This window comes from Dyella sp. S184, from assembly GCF_009766065.1.
Lineage (GTDB): Bacteria > Pseudomonadota > Gammaproteobacteria > Xanthomonadales > Rhodanobacteraceae > Rhodanobacter.
The window spans coordinates 521,472-537,964 of the sequence record NZ_LMUE01000009.1; the positions used below are offsets into that span (position 1 = coordinate 521,472).

At 62.7% G+C, this 16,493-nt stretch carries 19 protein-coding genes and 1 riboswitch; of the genes, 14 read left to right on the forward strand and 5 right to left on the reverse strand.

Annotation, left to right across the window (positions count from 1 at the left end):
* Positions 1–99 precede the first annotated feature (99 nt).
* Positions 100–1,329: a sensor histidine kinase gene (locus GSQ75_RS14605; protein WP_158755792.1), complete on the reverse strand. Its 1,230-nt coding sequence runs from the start codon at positions 1,327–1,329 to the stop codon at positions 100–102.
* A 204-nt stretch (positions 1,330–1,533) separates the two neighbouring features.
* Between GSQ75_RS14605 and GSQ75_RS14610 the strand changes: the two genes are divergently transcribed.
* The 5 genes from GSQ75_RS14610 (at position 1,534) to GSQ75_RS14630 (ending at position 4,658) form a co-directional block, all read left to right on the forward strand.
* The gene (locus GSQ75_RS14610) at positions 1,534–2,154 is read left to right on the forward strand and encodes a GNAT family N-acetyltransferase (protein ID WP_158755582.1); all 621 of its coding nucleotides are present in this window, start codon (positions 1,534–1,536) and stop codon (positions 2,152–2,154) included.
* On the forward strand, positions 2,151–2,921 hold the full coding sequence (gene minC, locus GSQ75_RS14615) for a septum site-determining protein MinC (RefSeq protein ID WP_158755583.1): 771 nt from the start codon (positions 2,151–2,153) through the stop codon (positions 2,919–2,921). Before GSQ75_RS14610 ends, minC begins: the two co-directional genes overlap by 4 nt.
* Positions 2,922–2,970: 49 nt before the next feature.
* The gene (minD, locus tag GSQ75_RS14620) at positions 2,971–3,786 is read left to right on the forward strand and encodes a septum site-determining protein MinD (RefSeq protein ID WP_072761835.1); all 816 of its coding nucleotides are present in this window, start codon (positions 2,971–2,973) and stop codon (positions 3,784–3,786) included.
* 5 nt (positions 3,787–3,791) lie between these two features.
* Positions 3,792–4,064: a cell division topological specificity factor MinE gene (gene minE, locus GSQ75_RS14625; RefSeq protein WP_077518830.1), complete on the forward strand. Its 273-nt coding sequence runs from the start codon at positions 3,792–3,794 to the stop codon at positions 4,062–4,064.
* Positions 4,065–4,160: 96 nt separating this feature from the next.
* The gene (locus GSQ75_RS14630) at positions 4,161–4,658 is read left to right on the forward strand and encodes a hypothetical protein (protein ID WP_158755584.1); all 498 of its coding nucleotides are present in this window, start codon (positions 4,161–4,163) and stop codon (positions 4,656–4,658) included.
* 30 nt (positions 4,659–4,688) lie between these two features.
* Here the strand turns inward: GSQ75_RS14630 and GSQ75_RS14635 are convergent, their stop codons facing one another.
* Positions 4,689–4,916: a ChaB family protein gene (locus GSQ75_RS14635; RefSeq protein WP_158755585.1), complete on the reverse strand. Its 228-nt coding sequence runs from the start codon at positions 4,914–4,916 to the stop codon at positions 4,689–4,691.
* Between the two features lie 275 nt (positions 4,917–5,191).
* Here GSQ75_RS14635 and GSQ75_RS14640 point away from each other — a divergent pair, with 275 nt between their 5' ends.
* The gene (locus tag GSQ75_RS14640) at positions 5,192–6,346 is read left to right on the forward strand and encodes a DUF2235 domain-containing protein (RefSeq protein WP_158755586.1); all 1,155 of its coding nucleotides are present in this window, start codon (positions 5,192–5,194) and stop codon (positions 6,344–6,346) included.
* Between the two features lie 45 nt (positions 6,347–6,391).
* Here the strand turns inward: GSQ75_RS14640 and GSQ75_RS14645 are convergent, their stop codons facing one another.
* Positions 6,392–7,660 (reverse strand): multidrug effflux MFS transporter, encoded by a 1,269-nt coding sequence (locus GSQ75_RS14645; RefSeq protein WP_158755587.1) that lies wholly within the window; start codon positions 7,658–7,660, stop codon positions 6,392–6,394.
* Positions 7,661–7,752: 92 nt separating this feature from the next.
* A riboswitch (Fluoride riboswitch) is annotated at positions 7,753–7,855 on the forward strand.
* Positions 7,856–7,923: 68 nt separating this feature from the next.
* On the opposite strand from GSQ75_RS14645, the gene crcB reads away from it, so the two are divergent.
* From crcB to GSQ75_RS14685, 8 genes are all read left to right on the forward strand, one after another.
* Complete coding sequence (gene crcB / locus GSQ75_RS14650) at positions 7,924–8,310, forward strand: fluoride efflux transporter CrcB (RefSeq protein ID WP_158755588.1); 387 nt, start codon at positions 7,924–7,926, stop codon at positions 8,308–8,310.
* A 14-nt stretch (positions 8,311–8,324) separates the two neighbouring features.
* Complete coding sequence (locus tag GSQ75_RS14655) at positions 8,325–8,663, forward strand: DUF190 domain-containing protein (protein WP_158755589.1); 339 nt, start codon at positions 8,325–8,327, stop codon at positions 8,661–8,663.
* A 33-nt stretch (positions 8,664–8,696) separates the two neighbouring features.
* Positions 8,697–9,815: a cyclopropane fatty acyl phospholipid synthase gene (gene cfa, locus GSQ75_RS14660; protein WP_158755590.1), complete on the forward strand. Its 1,119-nt coding sequence runs from the start codon at positions 8,697–8,699 to the stop codon at positions 9,813–9,815.
* 66 nt (positions 9,816–9,881) lie between these two features.
* On the forward strand, positions 9,882–10,760 hold the full coding sequence (locus tag GSQ75_RS14665; RefSeq protein WP_158755591.1) for a TraB/GumN family protein: 879 nt from the start codon (positions 9,882–9,884) through the stop codon (positions 10,758–10,760).
* Between the two features lie 67 nt (positions 10,761–10,827).
* Entirely contained in the window at positions 10,828–13,068 is a 2,241-nt protein-coding gene (gene parC, locus GSQ75_RS14670) for a DNA topoisomerase IV subunit A (RefSeq protein WP_158755592.1), read from the forward strand.
* A 107-nt stretch (positions 13,069–13,175) separates the two neighbouring features.
* On the forward strand, positions 13,176–13,619 hold the full coding sequence (locus tag GSQ75_RS14675; RefSeq protein ID WP_343160924.1) for a hypothetical protein: 444 nt from the start codon (positions 13,176–13,178) through the stop codon (positions 13,617–13,619).
* 79 nt (positions 13,620–13,698) lie between these two features.
* Positions 13,699–13,989 carry a biotin--protein ligase gene (locus GSQ75_RS14680; protein WP_158755594.1) on the forward strand — a complete coding sequence of 97 codons (291 nt, stop codon included), beginning with the start codon at positions 13,699–13,701 and terminating at the stop codon, positions 13,987–13,989.
* The gene (locus GSQ75_RS14685) at positions 13,986–14,762 is read left to right on the forward strand and encodes a biotin/lipoate A/B protein ligase family protein (RefSeq protein WP_158755595.1); all 777 of its coding nucleotides are present in this window, start codon (positions 13,986–13,988) and stop codon (positions 14,760–14,762) included. The genes GSQ75_RS14680 and GSQ75_RS14685 overlap by 4 nt, the downstream gene beginning before the upstream one ends.
* A gap of 125 nt (positions 14,763–14,887) precedes the next feature.
* On the opposite strand, the gene GSQ75_RS14690 is transcribed toward GSQ75_RS14685, so the two are convergent.
* Together GSQ75_RS14690 and GSQ75_RS14695 are read right to left on the reverse strand one after the other, a co-directional pair.
* Positions 14,888–15,718, reverse strand: coding sequence for a class I SAM-dependent methyltransferase (locus GSQ75_RS14690; protein ID WP_158755596.1), 831 nt, complete (start codon positions 15,716–15,718; stop codon positions 14,888–14,890).
* A gap of 165 nt (positions 15,719–15,883) precedes the next feature.
* Positions 15,884–16,372 carry an 8-oxo-dGTP diphosphatase gene (locus GSQ75_RS14695; RefSeq protein ID WP_158755597.1) on the reverse strand — a complete coding sequence of 163 codons (489 nt, stop codon included), beginning with the start codon at positions 16,370–16,372 and terminating at the stop codon, positions 15,884–15,886.
* Positions 16,373–16,493 lie beyond the last annotated feature (121 nt).

Genomic DNA, 16,493 nt, shown 5'->3' on the forward strand with positions numbered 1-16,493 from the left:
CCTCGGACAAACGTGGTTCATGGGGTGGCACGGGCAACCGGCGGAATAGGTCGCGCCCAGCAACGACACATTCTCGCATGCTGGAGCGCTCACCCAACATTACGACACACTGAGTGCCGGCGGTTCAAACCGCGTCGGCGCATGCGCCAGCGCGGTGTGTTCGCCCAGCGGCAAGCGCACGGTCAATGCAAAACCCTGGCTCATGCCAGTATCCAGCGTCACGCTGCCGCCGAACTCGGCCAGCCGTTCGCGCATGCCGGACAGGCCATTGCCCGGCTCAACCTGCTCGGCGCCACGGCCGTCGTCGCGCGCGTGCAGACCGAGCAGGCTGGCATCCGCATAGGCAAAATTGAGCCACAGGTTGCGTGCACCGGCGTGCTTGGCGGTATTCGTGATGATTTCCTGCGCGCAGCGCAACAACACCTGCGCGCGCCGCGGATCCTCCACGCTGAAACGCGGCGGCATGATCACGTGCACGTGCAGCCCGGGCACGCCTTCCGTCAGGCTGCGCAAGGCCTGGGTCAGGTCGATCGCATCATCCTGGCGCAACTCGCTGACCACTTCGCGCACATCGGCCAGCAGCAGCCTGGCCGTACTCTGCGCCTTGCGCACATGCGCACCGGCGGCTTCGTTGGTGAGGTGGCTGGCCACTTCCAGGTTCAGGCTGAGCGCGGTCAGGTGATGGCCGATCAGGTCGTGCAGGTCGCGCGCGATGCGCATGCGCTCGGCGATCCGGCTGGACTCGGCCAGCAGCGCGCGGGTGGCGCGCAGTTCAGAATTCAACCGACGCTGCCCCTCGCGCTGCTCGGCCTGCTGGCTCGCCACCATCGAGGTGATGAAGGTCAGCGCCGAAATGCCCAGGTACATGCAGACCTGCAGGAAGGCCGTGGCGATCGTCCAACCCATGTAATTGGCGATGATCGGGATCAGCATGAGGTTCTGCATCAGCATCCAGATCAGCCCGGCAACGACGGGCAGCTGCCACGGCAGTACTACCGCAATGACCAGCATCAGCATCGCCGACAGGCCACTTTGGCTGAACCAACCCATCGCGATCGCCGAACTGGTCAGCACCAGCAGACCGAACACCTTGATCAACTGTGGGGCGCCGCGCTGTCGCGTCATGCTCGAGCGCCGGGTCAGCATCAGGTAGGTCAGGCCAAAAACAACGTAGGAGATGATCCAGCCCGAGATGTTCGGGTTGCTCCACAGGGCGCTGACCCGCGCCAGACTCCAGCTGCCAGGCAGCAACGGCAATGCCACGCACAAGTACGTGAACAGGCCGGCATAGCGCAGCAAGCGGGTATGGCTGAAATTGACCCAAGGCATCCCGGCATCATAGGCGAGCTTAGTCACCGTGCAATGCGCGATAAGTCATGCATGGCTGTTGTGCCAGCCATGCCTGCCGTCGTTTTACAAAGCTTTTACATGTGCCATTGCGAGATGTACGGGCAACGGCCGCATGTCATAATGAACCATTGCGCGAGGCCGCTGGTCGACCTTGTCCCCGAATCCATCATTGCGGAGCAACGAATGGCCCTTGCCATCCGCGACGTGCGCGAGCACGACCTGGATGCCGTACTGGCGCTCAACAACGCTGCCGGTCGCTCCATCCTCGCCCTCGACGCTACACAGTTGCGCTATTTCTACGAGCACGCTGACTATTTCCGCGTCGCCGAAATCGACGGTCACTTGGCCGGCTTCCTGATCGCACTGCGCGAAGGCGGCGAATACACCAGCCCCAATTACTGCTGGTTCGCCGCGCATTACCCGCAGTTCGTCTATATCGATCGCATCGTGATCGCGAACGCTTACCATCGCCACGGTCTTGGTCGCATCTTCTATTGCGATGTGCACAGCTACGCCGAAGTGCGCGTGCCACTGCTCACCTGCGAAGTATTCCTGGAGCCGCGCGATGACGTAGTGGTGCTGTTCCACGGCACCTACGGCTTCCAGGAAGTCGGCCAGCAGCGCATGGGCGAGCACGGGCCACAGGTCAGCCTGCTGGCCAGGGACCTGCCCAGCTACGCCTATGTCCGCGACACCTGGCTCGAGCACGGCGGCCTGCCGGACGTACCCTGGCTGGCCGAGCGCGATCGCTCTTCCGTCTTTAATTCCACCCCGCGCCGCCTCGCCGGAGAGCGGCGCCCATGAATGCAAAGATGGATACCTCTGACGCCTGTGACCTGCGTTTCGGCCAGGTCGGCATCGCCTGTGTGCGTGTGCGCCGGGTCGATGCCGCTGCACTGTGCGATGAGCTGGAACGTCGGGTGCGGGCGGCCCCGCAGATGTTTTCCCGTGCTGCCGTAGTGCTGGACCTGAGCCACCTGCTTGACCTGCCGGACGACGGCGCGGTCGATGCGATGCTCGAAGCGGTGCGCAGCGCCGGCATGCTGCCGGTGGGGCTGGCCTATGGCACCAGCGAAACCGAGGCGCTGGCCAAACGCATGGGGTTGCCGCTGATCGCGAAGTTCCGCGCGGCTTATGAGCCAGCCAATGGCAGCCCGGCCGCCGCCGAGCCACCCGTGCGTGCCGAACCATCCGCGCCGATCCAGCGCGAGCCGATCCTGTCCGCACCAGCGCCCGGCAGCATGCAGGGTGCCCAGCACCACGCCAGTTCGGTGCGTTCAGGCCAACAGATCTACGCGCGCGATCGCGACCTGATCGTCACTGGAGCGATCGCCAACGGTGCTGAAGTGATCGCCGACGGCAACATCCATATCTACGGCGGCCTGCGCGGTCGCGCCATGGCCGGCGCACAGGGCGACGAGAAGGCGCGCATCTTCGTATCCGACTTCCGTGCCGAGCTGGTGGCCATCGCCGGCCATTACCGCGTGTTCGAACAAATTCCTGACGACCTCGAAGGCCAGTCCGTGCAATGCTGGCTGGAAGGCGAAAAGCTGTTGATCGCCAAGCTGTGATCACCTACAACCATAATTATTACAACAAGAACTACACGGAGATGGGCCCTTGACTGCTGAGATTATCGTTGTCACCTCCGGCAAAGGCGGCGTCGGCAAGACGACAACCAGTGCCTCGCTCGCCACCGGCCTGGCGATGGCCGGCAAGAAAGTCGCCGTCATCGACTTCGACGTCGGCCTGCGCAATCTCGATCTAATCATGGGCTGCGAGCGCCGCGTCGTGTACGACTTCGTCAACGTCGTGCACGGTGAGGCCACGCTCAAGCAGTCGCTGATCAAGGACAAGCGCCATGACAACCTGTATGTGCTGGCCGCCAGCCAGACCCGCGACAAGGATGCGCTGACCCAGGAAGGTGTCGAGAAAGTGCTCGACGGCCTGTCCGAGGATGGCTTTGACTACGTCGTATGCGATTCACCGGCCGGCATCGAGAAAGGCGCGCATCTGGCAATGTACTTCGCCGACCATGCGGTCGTGGTGGTCAACCCGGAAGTGTCTTCGGTCCGCGATTCCGATCGCATCCTCGGCCTGCTCGCCAGCAAGACCCGGCGTGCCGAGCGCGGCGAAGGCCCGGTTACCCAACACCTGCTGCTGACCCGCTACAACCCGGCCCGCGTCGCGATCGGTGAAATGCTCAGCGTCAAGGATGTCGAGGAAATCCTCGGCATCGAAGTGGTCGGGGTGATCCCCGAATCGGAAAATGTGCTGACCGCCTCCAATAACGGCATCCCGGTGATCGTCGATGCCAATTCACATGCCGGTCAGGCCTACAGCGACACCGTAGCTCGCATCCTCGGCGAAGAGCGTCCGCTGCGCTTCATCGATGTGCCCAAGAAGGGCTTTCTCCAGCGCGTGTTCGGAGGTTGATCACGATGGGCATTCTTGATTTCCTGAAACGCAAGCCAGAAGCGACCGCCAACGTGGCCAGGGAACGCCTGCGCATTATCGTCGCGCAGGAACGCTCCACCCGCGGTGCACCGGACTACCTGCCGATGATGCGCAATGAGCTGCTCGAAGTAATCAAGAAATACATCCACGTCGACCTCGATGCGATCAACATCAATTTCGAACGCGACAGCGGCCACGAGATCCTGGAACTCTCGGTGACGCTGCCGGACGGCAAGGCTGCCGCCAAGACCGCGTAAGTTTCCGGCGGCCATGGCCGCCCGCCAGCGCGCCGGGCGATCAGGCATCGCCCGGCGTCACCCCACCTCATTCATCTGCGCTGTCCGCGCTCGCGCATGCATCCCGAAACCAGCAGCCGCCCCGAATCCAGCGACCCGGCCAGCACCGTCATGCGCATGAACCAGATCGGTTTCGACGACGCTGCCCTCCTGCTCGCCCGCTTCGGCCTGCAATTGCGGCATGTGACCCTCGGCGAGCCGATTCCCGGCAGTTTCTGGGGAGACGAAGAAGCCGGCATCATCGGTAACACCGTGTATGCGCGCGACGACACGCCAGTGCATTCATTACTGCATGAGGCCTGCCACCTGATCGTGCTACCACAGGAAAGACGTCTGGACGTCCATACCGACGCCACCGATTCGATCGAGGAAGAGGACGCCACCTGCTATCTGCAGATCGTACTGGCCGACGAACTGCCAGGCGTGGGACGTGCACGACTGATGGCCGACATGGATGCCTGGGGCTATTCGTTCCGGCTGGGTTCGACCAGAGCCTGGTTCGAGCAGGATGCGACGGAGACGCAGGAATTCCTAAGGTCGCGCGGCCTGTTCTGAGCTGAAGCGAAGCGTTACCTGCAGCTATACCTACTCGGCATGCCAGTTGCCATCCACACCCTTGCTGTATTTCTTTTTCACCGCGGACCAGGCGACCTTATGCGCCGCTTCCTCGCGCGATTCGTCTCCGCGCCGTACGCCCTTGTCGGCATATTCGGCCCACGCACTGTTGAACGCCTCCTTGTATATTTCCTGAGCATGTTTTGGCACATGCTCACGCACGGAATCAGGCAGGTCAGAAATGGCTTTGTACGGCATGATTAACTCCACGGCTTTGGGAGTGATGTGGAGCCAACATGCAACACGCACGATCAAGCCACCGTCAATGTCGTGTTGCCGGAAAGGGAACTGCAGCAATCGTTCAGCAGTACCGCGATCTGGTGAGGCCGCGTAAACGCGTAAAATAGAACGCGTAGCTTCTTGTGCAGTTCATGCAGTTTGCCAACCCGGTCACAGGGCCAAACAGCATGGCACTGGCCTCGAGGCATCACCGCGGCCTAGAGTTGCCACAAGGCATCGCGCTGGAAGGCATCATGGCCACCCGCAGGCTAGTACTGTTGTTCGACGGCACCTGGAACAAGGCCGAATCGAACACCAATGTGGAACGCTTGCGCCAGCTGATTGCGCTGCGCGACAGCACAGGCGTAGAGCAGCTCGTCAACTACATTCCCGGCGTCGGCGTAGCGTCTGGCTGGGTTCACCTGCTTGGTGGCGCGTTCGGTTACGGCCTGTCGGGCAATGTACTGCGGGGTTATCGCCGGCTGTGCGAGACGTGGTTGCCAGGCGACGATGTGTTTCTGTTCGGATTCAGCCGCGGCGCCTATACCGCACGCAGTCTCGCCGGACTGATCCGCAAGTGCGGCCTGCTCAAGGCGGACGCCGATGGCAGGATTACCAAGGCCGCCATTGCCAGCGCCTACGACTTCTACCGCGACACCTCGATCAAACCCGATGATGCCGCGGCAATGGATTTCCGCAAGCACCATTCCATTGAAATCGATATCCACTTCATCGGTGTCTGGGATACGGTCGGCGCACTCGGCATTCCCGATACCGCTTCATGGTTCCCGTATGCCCGCTCGCGCTATCAGTTCCACGACACCGAGCTCAGCAAGATCGTCAAGTATGCGTACCAGGCGCTGGCGCTGGATGAACATCGCGCCGACTTTGCGCCATCCGTGTGGACGCGCAACCCTTACAGCGTGAAACCGGGCGAAACACTCAATTCGAAGAAGCTCGAGCAGATCGAGATCGAGCAGCGCTGGTTCATCGGCTCGCATGCCGACGTCGGCGGCGGCAACGACTGTGACGGCGCTGGACGCAAACCCGATCCGCTGCCTGAACTACCGCTGGCATGGCTGCAGCAGAAGGCAATCGCGGCTGGCCTTGCCTGCGACGAAATCCTCATTCCTGAGACCGATGCCGGCACTGGCGTACCGCGCAATTCCTACGCGGAGTTCATGTATGGCCTCTACAAGGAATTCTCGCCGCCGTTTGATCGCACACTGGGTAACGGCGTCAACGAAAAGGTGGACGATTCCGTGTGGCAGCGCTGGCTTACCGACGCCACTTACCGCTCACCTTCACTGGCACAGGCGCTGACCCGTGCCGTCGTGCTGATGTCGTTCGAAACCGTGGTTCCGCCTGATACAGTGACCGGTGGCGGCAAGCAACAGACGACCACGTAAAGACTGCATTTCCCACACATGGATGCCACTGCATCTCTGATCGCTTCAATGAGGCTCGGCAATTTCAGCCTGTATCGCCATTTCTGGGTCCACGTCGACCGGCATCCGGTCCAGTGGCCGCCGCGCAACAGCACGATACCAACCCCATGCCAGCGTCCCGATCACCGTCAGTGTCGATGCGCCCAACCCAAGATGCAGCATGCTTACTGACAGTAGCGGCGACAGCACACCAGCAACCAGACTGCATAACAGCAGACTGGCAAAGGCCTGTACCGAGGAAATGCCGCCGCGCTGGTGCGGGAAGCGATCCAGCAACAACAGCGTCAACGTGGGAAATGCCAGTTGCACACCGACGCCATGCAGGATCAACGGCAACATCGACCACGGCAGTCGCGGTGTGGGAAACACCAGTGCCAGCAGCAGGTGCAGCGCACAGGCCAACAACATCACCGCATAGCCCAGGTTTACCGTAAAGCCCACGCTGCGCCGCTCGGCCATTCGGCCAGACAGCCACGCACCACTGACGAGGCCGGCCACCACCGGCAGGAACAACCAGGGAAATCCTGCTGCCGACAAATGCAGCAGCTCACGCACGATGCGTGGTGCCGAGGCGATGTAGAGGAACAGCCCGGCGAAGTTGACCGAGCAGGAAATCAGCAGCGGCCAGAACGGGCGATCGCGGCTGAAGGACAGATAGCTGGCCAGCAATGTTCGTGGCGCAAATGGTCTGCGCCGTGCCGGTGGGTGGCTTTCCTCCAGAAACACCATAAGGGCCAGCGCCAGTAAGGCGGTGAAACCGGTCAGCACCCAGAAGATGCCATGCCAGCCGCCCAGCGGCAGCAGCAACGCACCGACCATCGGCGCGATCACTGGTGCCACGCAGAAAATCATCATAACCCTGGACATCAGCCGCTGCGCGGCGGCGCCCTCGAACGTATCGCGGATCACCGCCCGTCCCACCACCAGACCCGCGCCAGCACACACGCCCTGCAGGCCACGACAGGCCAGCAGCATCGCGAACGAGGTCGACAGCGCGGCGCCCACCGAAGCGAGTGCGTATACCAGCATGCCGGCCACCATCACCGGCTTGCGCCCGATCGCGTCCGAGATCGCGCCATGGAACAGGCTCATTGCCGCATACGTGATCAGGTACACGCTGATCAGCTGTTGCAACGCCGTGTCGTCAACTGCAAAGCGCGCACCGATCAACGGAAACGACGGGAACACCGCGTCGATCGAGAATGGCCCGATCATCGACAACCCAGCCAGCAACCATGGCAGGCTGCGGCGTACGGCGCTGGAGGCTGGGTTCATGGCGAGACGTACGTGTCGGCGGGGGCGTGCAGTATAGAGCCGCCATCGCGAGCCGCCGTGCTTGACGACAGGGCGGCTAGATCGACTAGGATGACTGCTCGGGAGATGGCATGCCTCCCGTTTCGCGGAAGCTTTCGGCATCCCGGAACAAACCACCTCTCGCCATGCGTTGAGGTTGATGATGCCTGCACCACCGGCTTCCGGCGGGGCAGGCATGTCTGCACCGCGGCAACCGGACACTTTCACTGTCAGGAGACGCGCTCGTGGGCTTTACCGGATTTGCAGCTGTTGGGATCGGTGGCGTTTTGGGCTGCTGGTTGCGCTGGGGGTTGGGCGTGATGCTCAATCCGCTATTCCCCACCCTGCCGCTCGGCACGCTGGCGGCCAATCTGGCCGGCGGCCTGATGATGGGCTGTGTGATGGGCCTGTTCGATCATTTCCAGACACTGTCGCCGGAACTGCGACTGTTCGTGTTCACCGGTTTTCTGGGTGGCCTGACCACGTTCTCCACCTTTTCAGCCGAATCCACCACCCTGCTGCTGCGCCAGCAGTACCTGTGGTTCAGTGGCCACGTAATGGCGCATGTGGTCGGCTCGCTGGCGATGACCGTGCTCGGCATCACCCTCACTCGCAGCCTGCTGCGTCACTAATCCGGAGAGGCCGCATGAATCAGGAAAACCTGCAACATGGCGTGCACCTGACCTTCTATTGCCATCTGCGCGCGAAACACGCCGGCATGCTGCTGTCCGAGTGGCTGCTGGAGCAGGCCAAGGAGCACGGCCTCGGCGGCGGGTCCGTGTTCCGCGCGATCGCCGGCTTCGGCCGGCATGGTGTGCTGCACGAGGAACAGTTCTTCGAACTGGCCGACGACCTGCCGATCAAGATCGAGTTCCTGCTGCGCGAGGATCAGGCCGAGCTACTGCTGCAGTTGGTGCGCATGGCCGACGTCGACGCGACCTATGCACGCTGGCCGGCAAGCTTTGCCATGCTTAGCAAGCACTGACCAATACCGACTTCATCCAATGCGAGACAAGGCATGGGCCAGGACGACCTGAAAAACCGCGCCAGTGAACTGCTCGAACAGGCCGGCATCCGCATCAACGGCAATACGCCGACCGATCTGCACGTGCATGACGAGCGCCTGTACAACCGCGTGTTCGCGCACGGCTCACTAGGCCTGGGCGAGGCCTATATGGACGGATGGTGGGATGCGGATGACCTGCCTGGCTTGTGTACCCGGCTGCTCACTGCCGGGCTGGATCAGGAACTGAAAACGCTTGACACCCTGCTCGCCCATCTGAAGGCCCGCTTCATCAACCTGCAGCGCGGCGAACGCGCATTCGAGATCGGCAAGGTACATTACGACCTCGGCAATGACCTGTTCCACGCCATGCTCGGCAAGCGGATGGTGTATTCGTGCGGCTACTGGGCCAAGGCTGACAATCTCGACGATGCGCAGGCGGCCAAGCTCGACCTGGTCTGTCGCAAGCTGCAGCTGCAGACCGGCCAGCGCGTGCTGGATATCGGCTGCGGTTGGGGTGAGGCGCTGAAGTATGCCGCCGAGCACTACGGCATCGAGGGCGTCGGCATCACCGTGTCGCAGGAGCAGGCCGGCTACGCCCGCGAGCTGTGTGCCGGGCTACCGATCGAGATTCGCCTGCAGGATTACCACGACATCAACGAACGTTTCGACGCGGTGTACTCGATCGGCATGTTCGAGCATGTCGGCGGCAAGAACTACCGCGCCTATTTCGAATGCGTGCGCCGTTGCCTGAAGGACGACGGCCTGTCGCTGCTGCACTGCATCGGCAGCAACAGCGCGCCAGCACAGACCGACCCCTGGATCGACAAGTACATCTTTCCGAACTCGATGATTCCCGCTGCCAGCCAAGTGACGGCTGCGCTGGAAGATCTGTTCGTGGTCGAGGACTGGCACAATTTCGGCACCGACTACGACCGCACATTGACCGCCTGGCAGGCCAACGTCGAAGCAGCATGGCCATCGCTGTCGGCGAACTACGACGAGCGCTTCCGGCGCATGTGGCGCTATTACCTGGCCGTTTCCACGGCAGTCTTCCGCAGCCGCCGCGACCAGCTGTGGCAGATCACACTAAGCCCCGATGGCGTGCCGGGAGGGTACCGCGCGCCGCGCTGAATCCTTCGTCGCTGTGGCCACCGCGTGTGCCACCATCATCCGCGTCGCATTCATCGAGGAAGACGCATGTCACCGCTACGCCACATCCGCCAGTACGTGGCGGTCGCGCTGTTCAGCCTGCTGCTGGCGACCCCTGTGTTCGCCCAGCCAGCGCTGTGGGTGGTGCATAACGCGCATACCACCATCTACCTGTTCGGCACCGTGCATCTGCTGCCGAATGATACTGACTGGCACTACCCGACGCTGGACAAGGCACTCGCCGCCAGCGACTCGCTGACGATCGAACTGACTGACGACGACGCCACGACCATGCAGGCGCTGGTGCTGCAGTACGGCCTGGATCCCACCCATCCGTTGTCGGGCAAACTCAGCGCCGCCGAAAACGCAACCTTGGCGCAGGCCGCGCAGACCGCGGGCATACCGGGTGGCACCCAGACTCTTGAGATCATGCGGCCGTGGCTGGCCGGTGTGACGCTCGCCGTGGCGCCACTGGTGAAGGCCGGTCTCGATCCCGCGCATGGCGTGGACAAGCAGCTGAAGGCGCAGATGATTCAGGCCGGCAAGCCGGTGAATGGCATGGAGACCTCCGAGCAGCAGATCCGCTTCTTCGCCGACCTGCCGCCGGATGTCGAGCTGGCCTTCCTGCGTTCGACCCTGCGTGACATCGACAAGGGACCTGCGGAACTCACCGAACTGATCAGCGCATGGAAGAACGGCGACACCGCCACCATCGCGCGAATCGAGGACGAAGATGTGCGCCAGCAGGCACCCGCGCTTTATCAGCGCCTGCTGGTGCAGCGCAACCAGACCTGGGCCGGCAAGATTGTCGCCATGCTGCAGCAACCCGGCACCATCTTCATCGCAGTCGGCGCCGGGCATCTGGCCGGGCCGGACAGTGTGCAAGCGCAACTGCGCAAAGTGGGCATCGAGGCAGTTCGCCAATAACGCGGCGCTTTCTGGCACCATCGTCCGGTTATCCGCGCACCGCGCACCACTCATTTGATGTAACTCCATGAACTTGCAAGCCAATTACGAACAGATCCCGCTCAAGGAATACGCCGAGCGGGCTTATCTCGACTACTCGATGTATGTGGTGCTGGATCGCGCCCTGCCCTTCGTGGGCGACGGCCTCAAGCCAGTGCAGCGGCGCATCATCTACGCGATGAGCGAGCTGGGACTGGCCGCCACTGCCAAGCCTAAAAAATCCGCGCGCACGATCGGCGATGTGATCGGCAAGTTCCATCCGCACGGCGACAGCTCCTGTTACGAAGCAATGGTGCTGATGGCGCAGCCATTCTCGTACCGCTATCCGCTGGTCGACGGCCAGGGCAACTTCGGCTCGCCGGACGACCCGAAGAGCTTCGCCGCGATGCGTTACACCGAGTCCAAGCTCAGCCCGATCGCCGAGGCGCTGCTCGGCGAGCTTGGCCAGGGCACGGTGGACTGGGTACCGAACTTCGACGGCACCATGGACGAGCCGAGCTGGCTGCCGGCGCGTGTGCCGCACGTGCTTCTGAACGGTTCGATGGGTATCGCGGTAGGCATGGCCACCGACATCCCACCGCACAACCTGCGCGAACTGGCCAGCGCCTGCATCCGCCTGCTGGACGATCCGGACGCCACCGTGGCCGACCTGTTCGAGCATGTGCGTGGTCCAGACTACCCGACCGAGGCGGAGATCATTACCCCGCGCGCCGACCTGCTGGCGATGTACCAGACCGGCGGCGGCTCGGTACGTGCCCGCGCGGTGTACCAGCGTGAGGAAGGCAACATAGTGATCACCGCGCTGCCGCACCAGGTAAGCCCGTCGAAGATCCTCGAGCAGATCGCCGCGCAAATGCGCGCGAAGAAACTGCCGATGATCGAGGACTTGCGCGACGAATCCGATCACGAGAATCCGATCCGTCTGGTCATCGTGCCGCGCTCGAACCGCGTCGATGCCGACGAGACGATGCAGCACCTGTTCGCGACGACGGATCTGGAAAAGAGTTTCCGCGTCAACCTCAACATGATCGGCCTGGATGGCCGGCCGCAGGTGAAGGATCTCAAGCGCATCCTCAGCGAATGGCTGGCTTTCCGCACCAGCACGGTCACACGACGCCTGGAACACCGGTTGGCCAAGGTCGAGCGTCGCCTGCACCTGCTCGAGGCGTTGCGCATCGCCTACCTGAACCTCGATGAGGTGATCCGCATCGTGCGCAGCGAGGACGAGCCCAAGCCCGTCCTGATCGCCCGCTTTAAGCTCAGCGAGGAACAAGCCGACTACATCCTGGAAACCCGCTTGCGCCAGCTGGCGCGGCTGGAAGAGATGAAGATCGCGGCCGAGCGCGACCAGCTCGAAGAGGAGCGCGCGAAGATCAGTGTGCTGCTGAAATCGCCGGCCAAGCTGAAGAGCCTGATCAAGGACGAGCTGCGCGCCGACGCCGCCAAGTTCGGCGACGACCGCCGCTCACCGCTGGTGCAGCGCGAAGCGGCGCAGGCACTGGACGAGAGCGCGCTGGTCGTCAGCGAGCCGGTTACCGTAGTGCTGAGCCAGAAGGGCTGGGCCCGCGCGGCCAAGGGTCACGACATCGACGCCGAAGGCCTGAATTATCGCGAAGGCGACGGCCTGCTCGCGGTGGCCAAGGCCCGTACTACCCAGCAAGTAGCCTTTATCGATTCCACCGGTCGCAGCTATTCCACCCCGGCGCATACGCTGCCTTCGGCGCGCGGCAACGGCGAGCCGCTGACCGGACGCTTCAGCCCGGCGGCGGGCGCCAGCTTCGATGCGGTGATCGCCGGCGACAACGATACCCGGCTGATCCTCGCCACCGATTTCGGCTACGGCTTCGTCACCCGCTTCGAGGCACTCACCGGTCGCAACAAGGCCGGCAAGCAAATCATCAGTCTCAGCGATGGCGCGCATGTCCTTGCGCCGCAGATCAGCGCCGATCCAGCCCGGGATCGCATCGTGGTGGTTACCACCGAAGGCCATCTGCTGATGTTCTCGGTGGCCGAGCTGCCGGAGCTGGACAAGGGCAAGGGCAACAAGCTGATCGAGGTGCCCAAGGCGAAACTCGCCAGTGGCGATGAACGCTTGGCTGGCGTGGCCGTCGTCGCCGAAGGTAAGGGTGAAGTCACCCTGTACGCCGGTCAGCGTAAACTCACCCTGAAATGGTCAGACTTGGTCGAATACGGTGGCAACCGCGCAACCCGTGGCGGTCTGTTGCCACGCGGCCTGCGCCGGGTGGAACGGATCGAGACGACAGCCTGATGAGCGGTGGCAGGAACTTCCTGCCACCCTGTAGTTTCAAATACGGATGTGCACGCCAACCCAGCATTGCGCGTTAGACACGTCATATCTTCGGAGCACGTATGAACATGAAACGTCTGATCATTGCCTTGGCAAGCACCCTGCTGGTCAGTTCGGTATGGGCGCAAACGGCCAGCAAGCCGTTGAATCTCAAGCTTCCGCCCGGCGACGTACCGGCCTCCAGCTCGACCACCGCCCAGCCCGCCAGCTCCAGCTCCACCGCCGCAGCAGCCAAGCCGGCACCGGGCGTGTATTACGGCGATACCAGTGGCAGCACCAGCGACCGCTCGCTTGGTGAAGCTCCCGCCTGCGACGATTCCAAGTACAACGATGCGCAGGTACATGGCAGCGTAGGCATGGGCGTAGTTGGCGGCAACCACGTGAGTGGCAGCTACCAGACCGGCGAGGTCAGCGTCACCAAGGCGCTGGGCGATTGCGAGCATCCCAGCGGCGGCATCGGCTTCTCGGTCAGCGTCGGCCAGGGCAACTTCCACGGTGGTCACGGCTTCTGACCCAAGGCAACAACATCGGGGATCCGAAGCCCGGCTTGTCCAGTCCCCTATTGGTATTGATAACGTAGGGAAGCGGTCGATGCACGGTGAGTACAAGATGCCCGGCGGCAAGCTGGTGGTGATCGATCTCGACCTGCACAACGGCCATCTCGCGAACGTGCAGCTGAGCGGCGACTTTTTCCTGGAGCCGGACAGCGCGCTGCACACCATCAATGTCGTGCTGACCGGTCAGCCAGCGGATGCCGATGAAGCCTCGCTTGTCACCACGTTGCACGCTGCACTCTCATCCGAGGTGATGATGTATGGCGTGTCACCGGAGGCGATCGCCGTTGCCGTGCGCCGCGCCGTGCGACCGGGTTCCGACGCATGATGCGCACCGACTGGCGCGACCACGACTGGCAACTGATCCACACCGCCCCGCAATCGCCCACCCTGCATATGGCGCTGGACGACGTGCTGACCCACGAAGTCGGTGCCGGTCGACGCGCACCGACGCTGCGCATCTGGGAATGGGCCACGCCGGCAGTGGTGATCGGCCGTTTCCAGTCGCTGCGCAACGAGGTTGATGCGGAAGCCGTGCAACGTCACGGTATCCAGGTCGTACGTCGGATCAGCGGCGGCGGTGCGATGTTCATCGAGCCGGGAAACACCATCACCTACTCGATTTATGCACCGCTGTCGCTGATCACTGGCATGTCGTTCCAGGAAGCGTATGCGTTCATGGATACGTGGGTGATCGAGGCGCTGGGCGAACTGGGCATCCAGGCCTGGTACCAGCCACTCAACGACATCACCTCTGCGGGCGGCAAGATCGCCGGCGCGGCGCAGGCACATCGCGGAGGCGCGGTGCTGCATCACGTGACGATGGCCTACGACATCGACACCACGAAGATGCTGGACGTGCTGCGCATAGGCCGCGAGAAGCTGTCCGACAAGGGCACTACCAGTGCCGCCAAACGGGTCGACCCATTGCGCAGTCAGACTGGCCTGCCGCGCGAAGCGGTAATCGAGAAAATGATCGACACCTTCCGTCGTCTGCACCAACTGCACGACGACGTGTTGCAGCCCGGCGAACTGGCTCGCGCGGAAACGCTGGCACGGGAAAAATTCTCGAGTCCTGCCTGGCTCGCCGACGTGGTGTGACTCACTCTGTGGAAGCGGTTTCGGTCGCGACGCCGTTCCTGTGCACAAAACAAGCTCCAACGGTCAAGACACGCATCCCAACTTTACGTCCGCCCGGTTTGGCCACCTGTCGTGGCCTCGTACCCTCAACCGATCGCACGCAGATTGGCGAAGTGATCCTTCACCAAATCGGACAACCGAAACTCTCTGGGATCGATCGGTTGCTCGCCGCGCTGTATCACTACCCAGTTCTCCATCACGGTGACTTCGCGAATTACATCGCCCTTGCGCGCCCGAGCCAACACCAGTTCAAGCGGCAATCGGACAAGGCGGGGATCGGGTACCGGCTGCATGGTGGCTGCCAGCCCCAACGTATGCGCCAAGGCATCATGATCGGGAGTTGAAGAATCGGCCAGAATCGTGTCGAAGTGGTCGGCGACCAGATGGTCGGCGTTCCAGTCCTCGATCACATAGAGACCACCCGGACGCAGCCGCGGAAACAAGGTCTCGAAGGCAGCTCGCGTTTCATGCAGCAGGTGTGATGCATCATCGATGACCAGATCAACCGGGCGGCCGGCAAGCTCCGCCGCCATGATCGCCGCCACGCCGTCGCGATCGGCCTGGTTGATGCCGTAGTGAGGGCGAATGACCTCATCCAGGCCATGGCGGTGGATATACGCCGACAACGCTGCCGCCGGCTCGGAAGCCAGCTCGATCGCCACCAGCCGCCGCGGCTGGAACAAGGCGTGAAGAAGGGCGGTGCTACCGCCCCGATAGATGCCAATCTCCACGATCACCTCGGCCGGCATGCTCTTCTGCAGGCGCAGATAGCGCTCAACCTGATCCCGTGACTTGGCTACCGGAAGAAAGCCTTCCGGTTCCACCTCGTCGTCGTTATTCCATTGGTAGTGGCAGTGGAAATCGACGCCACCCACCCGCAGGTGCTGATCGTCCAGAAACATTGGCAGGATAGTCAAAGCGGCTCCCGGTCAAGGTGTGCAAAAGTAATGTTCCGCAGGAACTGTGAAGGTTTCCCGACATTCTAGCCAGACACCGAAGCCCGCCCCTCGAATGATTGTCGTGAATGGGAAAGCCCCCCGCCAGCTCCTTCCCAAGCGCAGCTCACCATCACCCAAGCATCGCTACAGCCGCGTATAGCTCCACGACTGCATGCAGCCGTCCTTGTATGGCATCACGCCATGGAACGGCCGCGGATCGGCATCGAACACCAGTGGCAGGAAGTGGCGATCACCTTCCCACATCGGCAGCTCGATCAGCCTGTCACGCGGCACCCATTCCAGCGTGCCCTCGGCGTTGGCCGTAAACGGAGTACCTGCGTAACGGTCGATCACGAAGATGAAGCCGAGCCAGTCCTCGCCCTGCTTGCCGAAACCAGGCCAGTTCAGTGTGCCGCGCAACTGCATCGACTCGCAGGTGATGCCCGCCTCCTCCAGGATCTCGCGGCGCATGCACGCGGCAATGTCCTCGCCCGGCTCCATCTTGCCGCCAAGGCCGTTGTACTTGCCCAGGTGCTGGTCATCCGGCCGCGCGTTGCGGTGGATCATCAGCACCTCGCTGCGATCGGGCGAGAGCACGTAGCCGAGCGTGGCCGTGATCGGGGTATACGGCATGGACGGAGCCCGCGATAAAAATCGAAGTTTAGCGGCAGTCACTCATCCACGCCGGACCGTGGCCTGAACATCAGCCGCTGCCGGGCTTGCACCGGCACGGCTGGCCGGCGACCATCGACAG

Bases quoted from the DNA above. Each gene is read 5' to 3' on its own strand.
- GSQ75_RS14605 (WP_158755792.1), bottom strand. From the start codon at position 1,329: ATGCCTTGGGTCAATTTCAGCCATACCCGCTTGCTGCGCTATGCCGGC.
- GSQ75_RS14610 (WP_158755582.1), top strand. From the start codon at position 1,534: ATGGCCCTTGCCATCCGCGACGTGCGCGAGCACGACCTGGATGCCGTA.
- minC (WP_158755583.1), top strand. From the start codon at position 2,151: ATGAATGCAAAGATGGATACCTCTGACGCCTGTGACCTGCGTTTCGGC.
- minE (WP_077518830.1), top strand. From the start codon at position 3,792: ATGGGCATTCTTGATTTCCTGAAACGCAAGCCAGAAGCGACCGCCAAC.
- GSQ75_RS14630 (WP_158755584.1), top strand. From the start codon at position 4,161: ATGCATCCCGAAACCAGCAGCCGCCCCGAATCCAGCGACCCGGCCAGC.
- GSQ75_RS14635 (WP_158755585.1), bottom strand. From the start codon at position 4,916: ATGCCGTACAAAGCCATTTCTGACCTGCCTGATTCCGTGCGTGAGCAT.
- GSQ75_RS14640 (WP_158755586.1), top strand. From the start codon at position 5,192: ATGGCCACCCGCAGGCTAGTACTGTTGTTCGACGGCACCTGGAACAAG.
- GSQ75_RS14645 (WP_158755587.1), bottom strand. From the start codon at position 7,660: ATGAACCCAGCCTCCAGCGCCGTACGCCGCAGCCTGCCATGGTTGCTG.
- GSQ75_RS14655 (WP_158755589.1), top strand. From the start codon at position 8,325: ATGAATCAGGAAAACCTGCAACATGGCGTGCACCTGACCTTCTATTGC.
- cfa (WP_158755590.1), top strand. From the start codon at position 8,697: ATGGGCCAGGACGACCTGAAAAACCGCGCCAGTGAACTGCTCGAACAG.
- GSQ75_RS14665 (WP_158755591.1), top strand. From the start codon at position 9,882: ATGTCACCGCTACGCCACATCCGCCAGTACGTGGCGGTCGCGCTGTTC.
- parC (WP_158755592.1), top strand. From the start codon at position 10,828: ATGAACTTGCAAGCCAATTACGAACAGATCCCGCTCAAGGAATACGCC.
- GSQ75_RS14675 (WP_343160924.1), top strand. From the start codon at position 13,176: ATGAAACGTCTGATCATTGCCTTGGCAAGCACCCTGCTGGTCAGTTCG.
- GSQ75_RS14680 (WP_158755594.1), top strand. From the start codon at position 13,699: ATGCACGGTGAGTACAAGATGCCCGGCGGCAAGCTGGTGGTGATCGAT.
- GSQ75_RS14685 (WP_158755595.1), top strand. From the start codon at position 13,986: ATGATGCGCACCGACTGGCGCGACCACGACTGGCAACTGATCCACACC.
- GSQ75_RS14695 (WP_158755597.1), bottom strand. From the start codon at position 16,372: ATGCCGTATACCCCGATCACGGCCACGCTCGGCTACGTGCTCTCGCCC.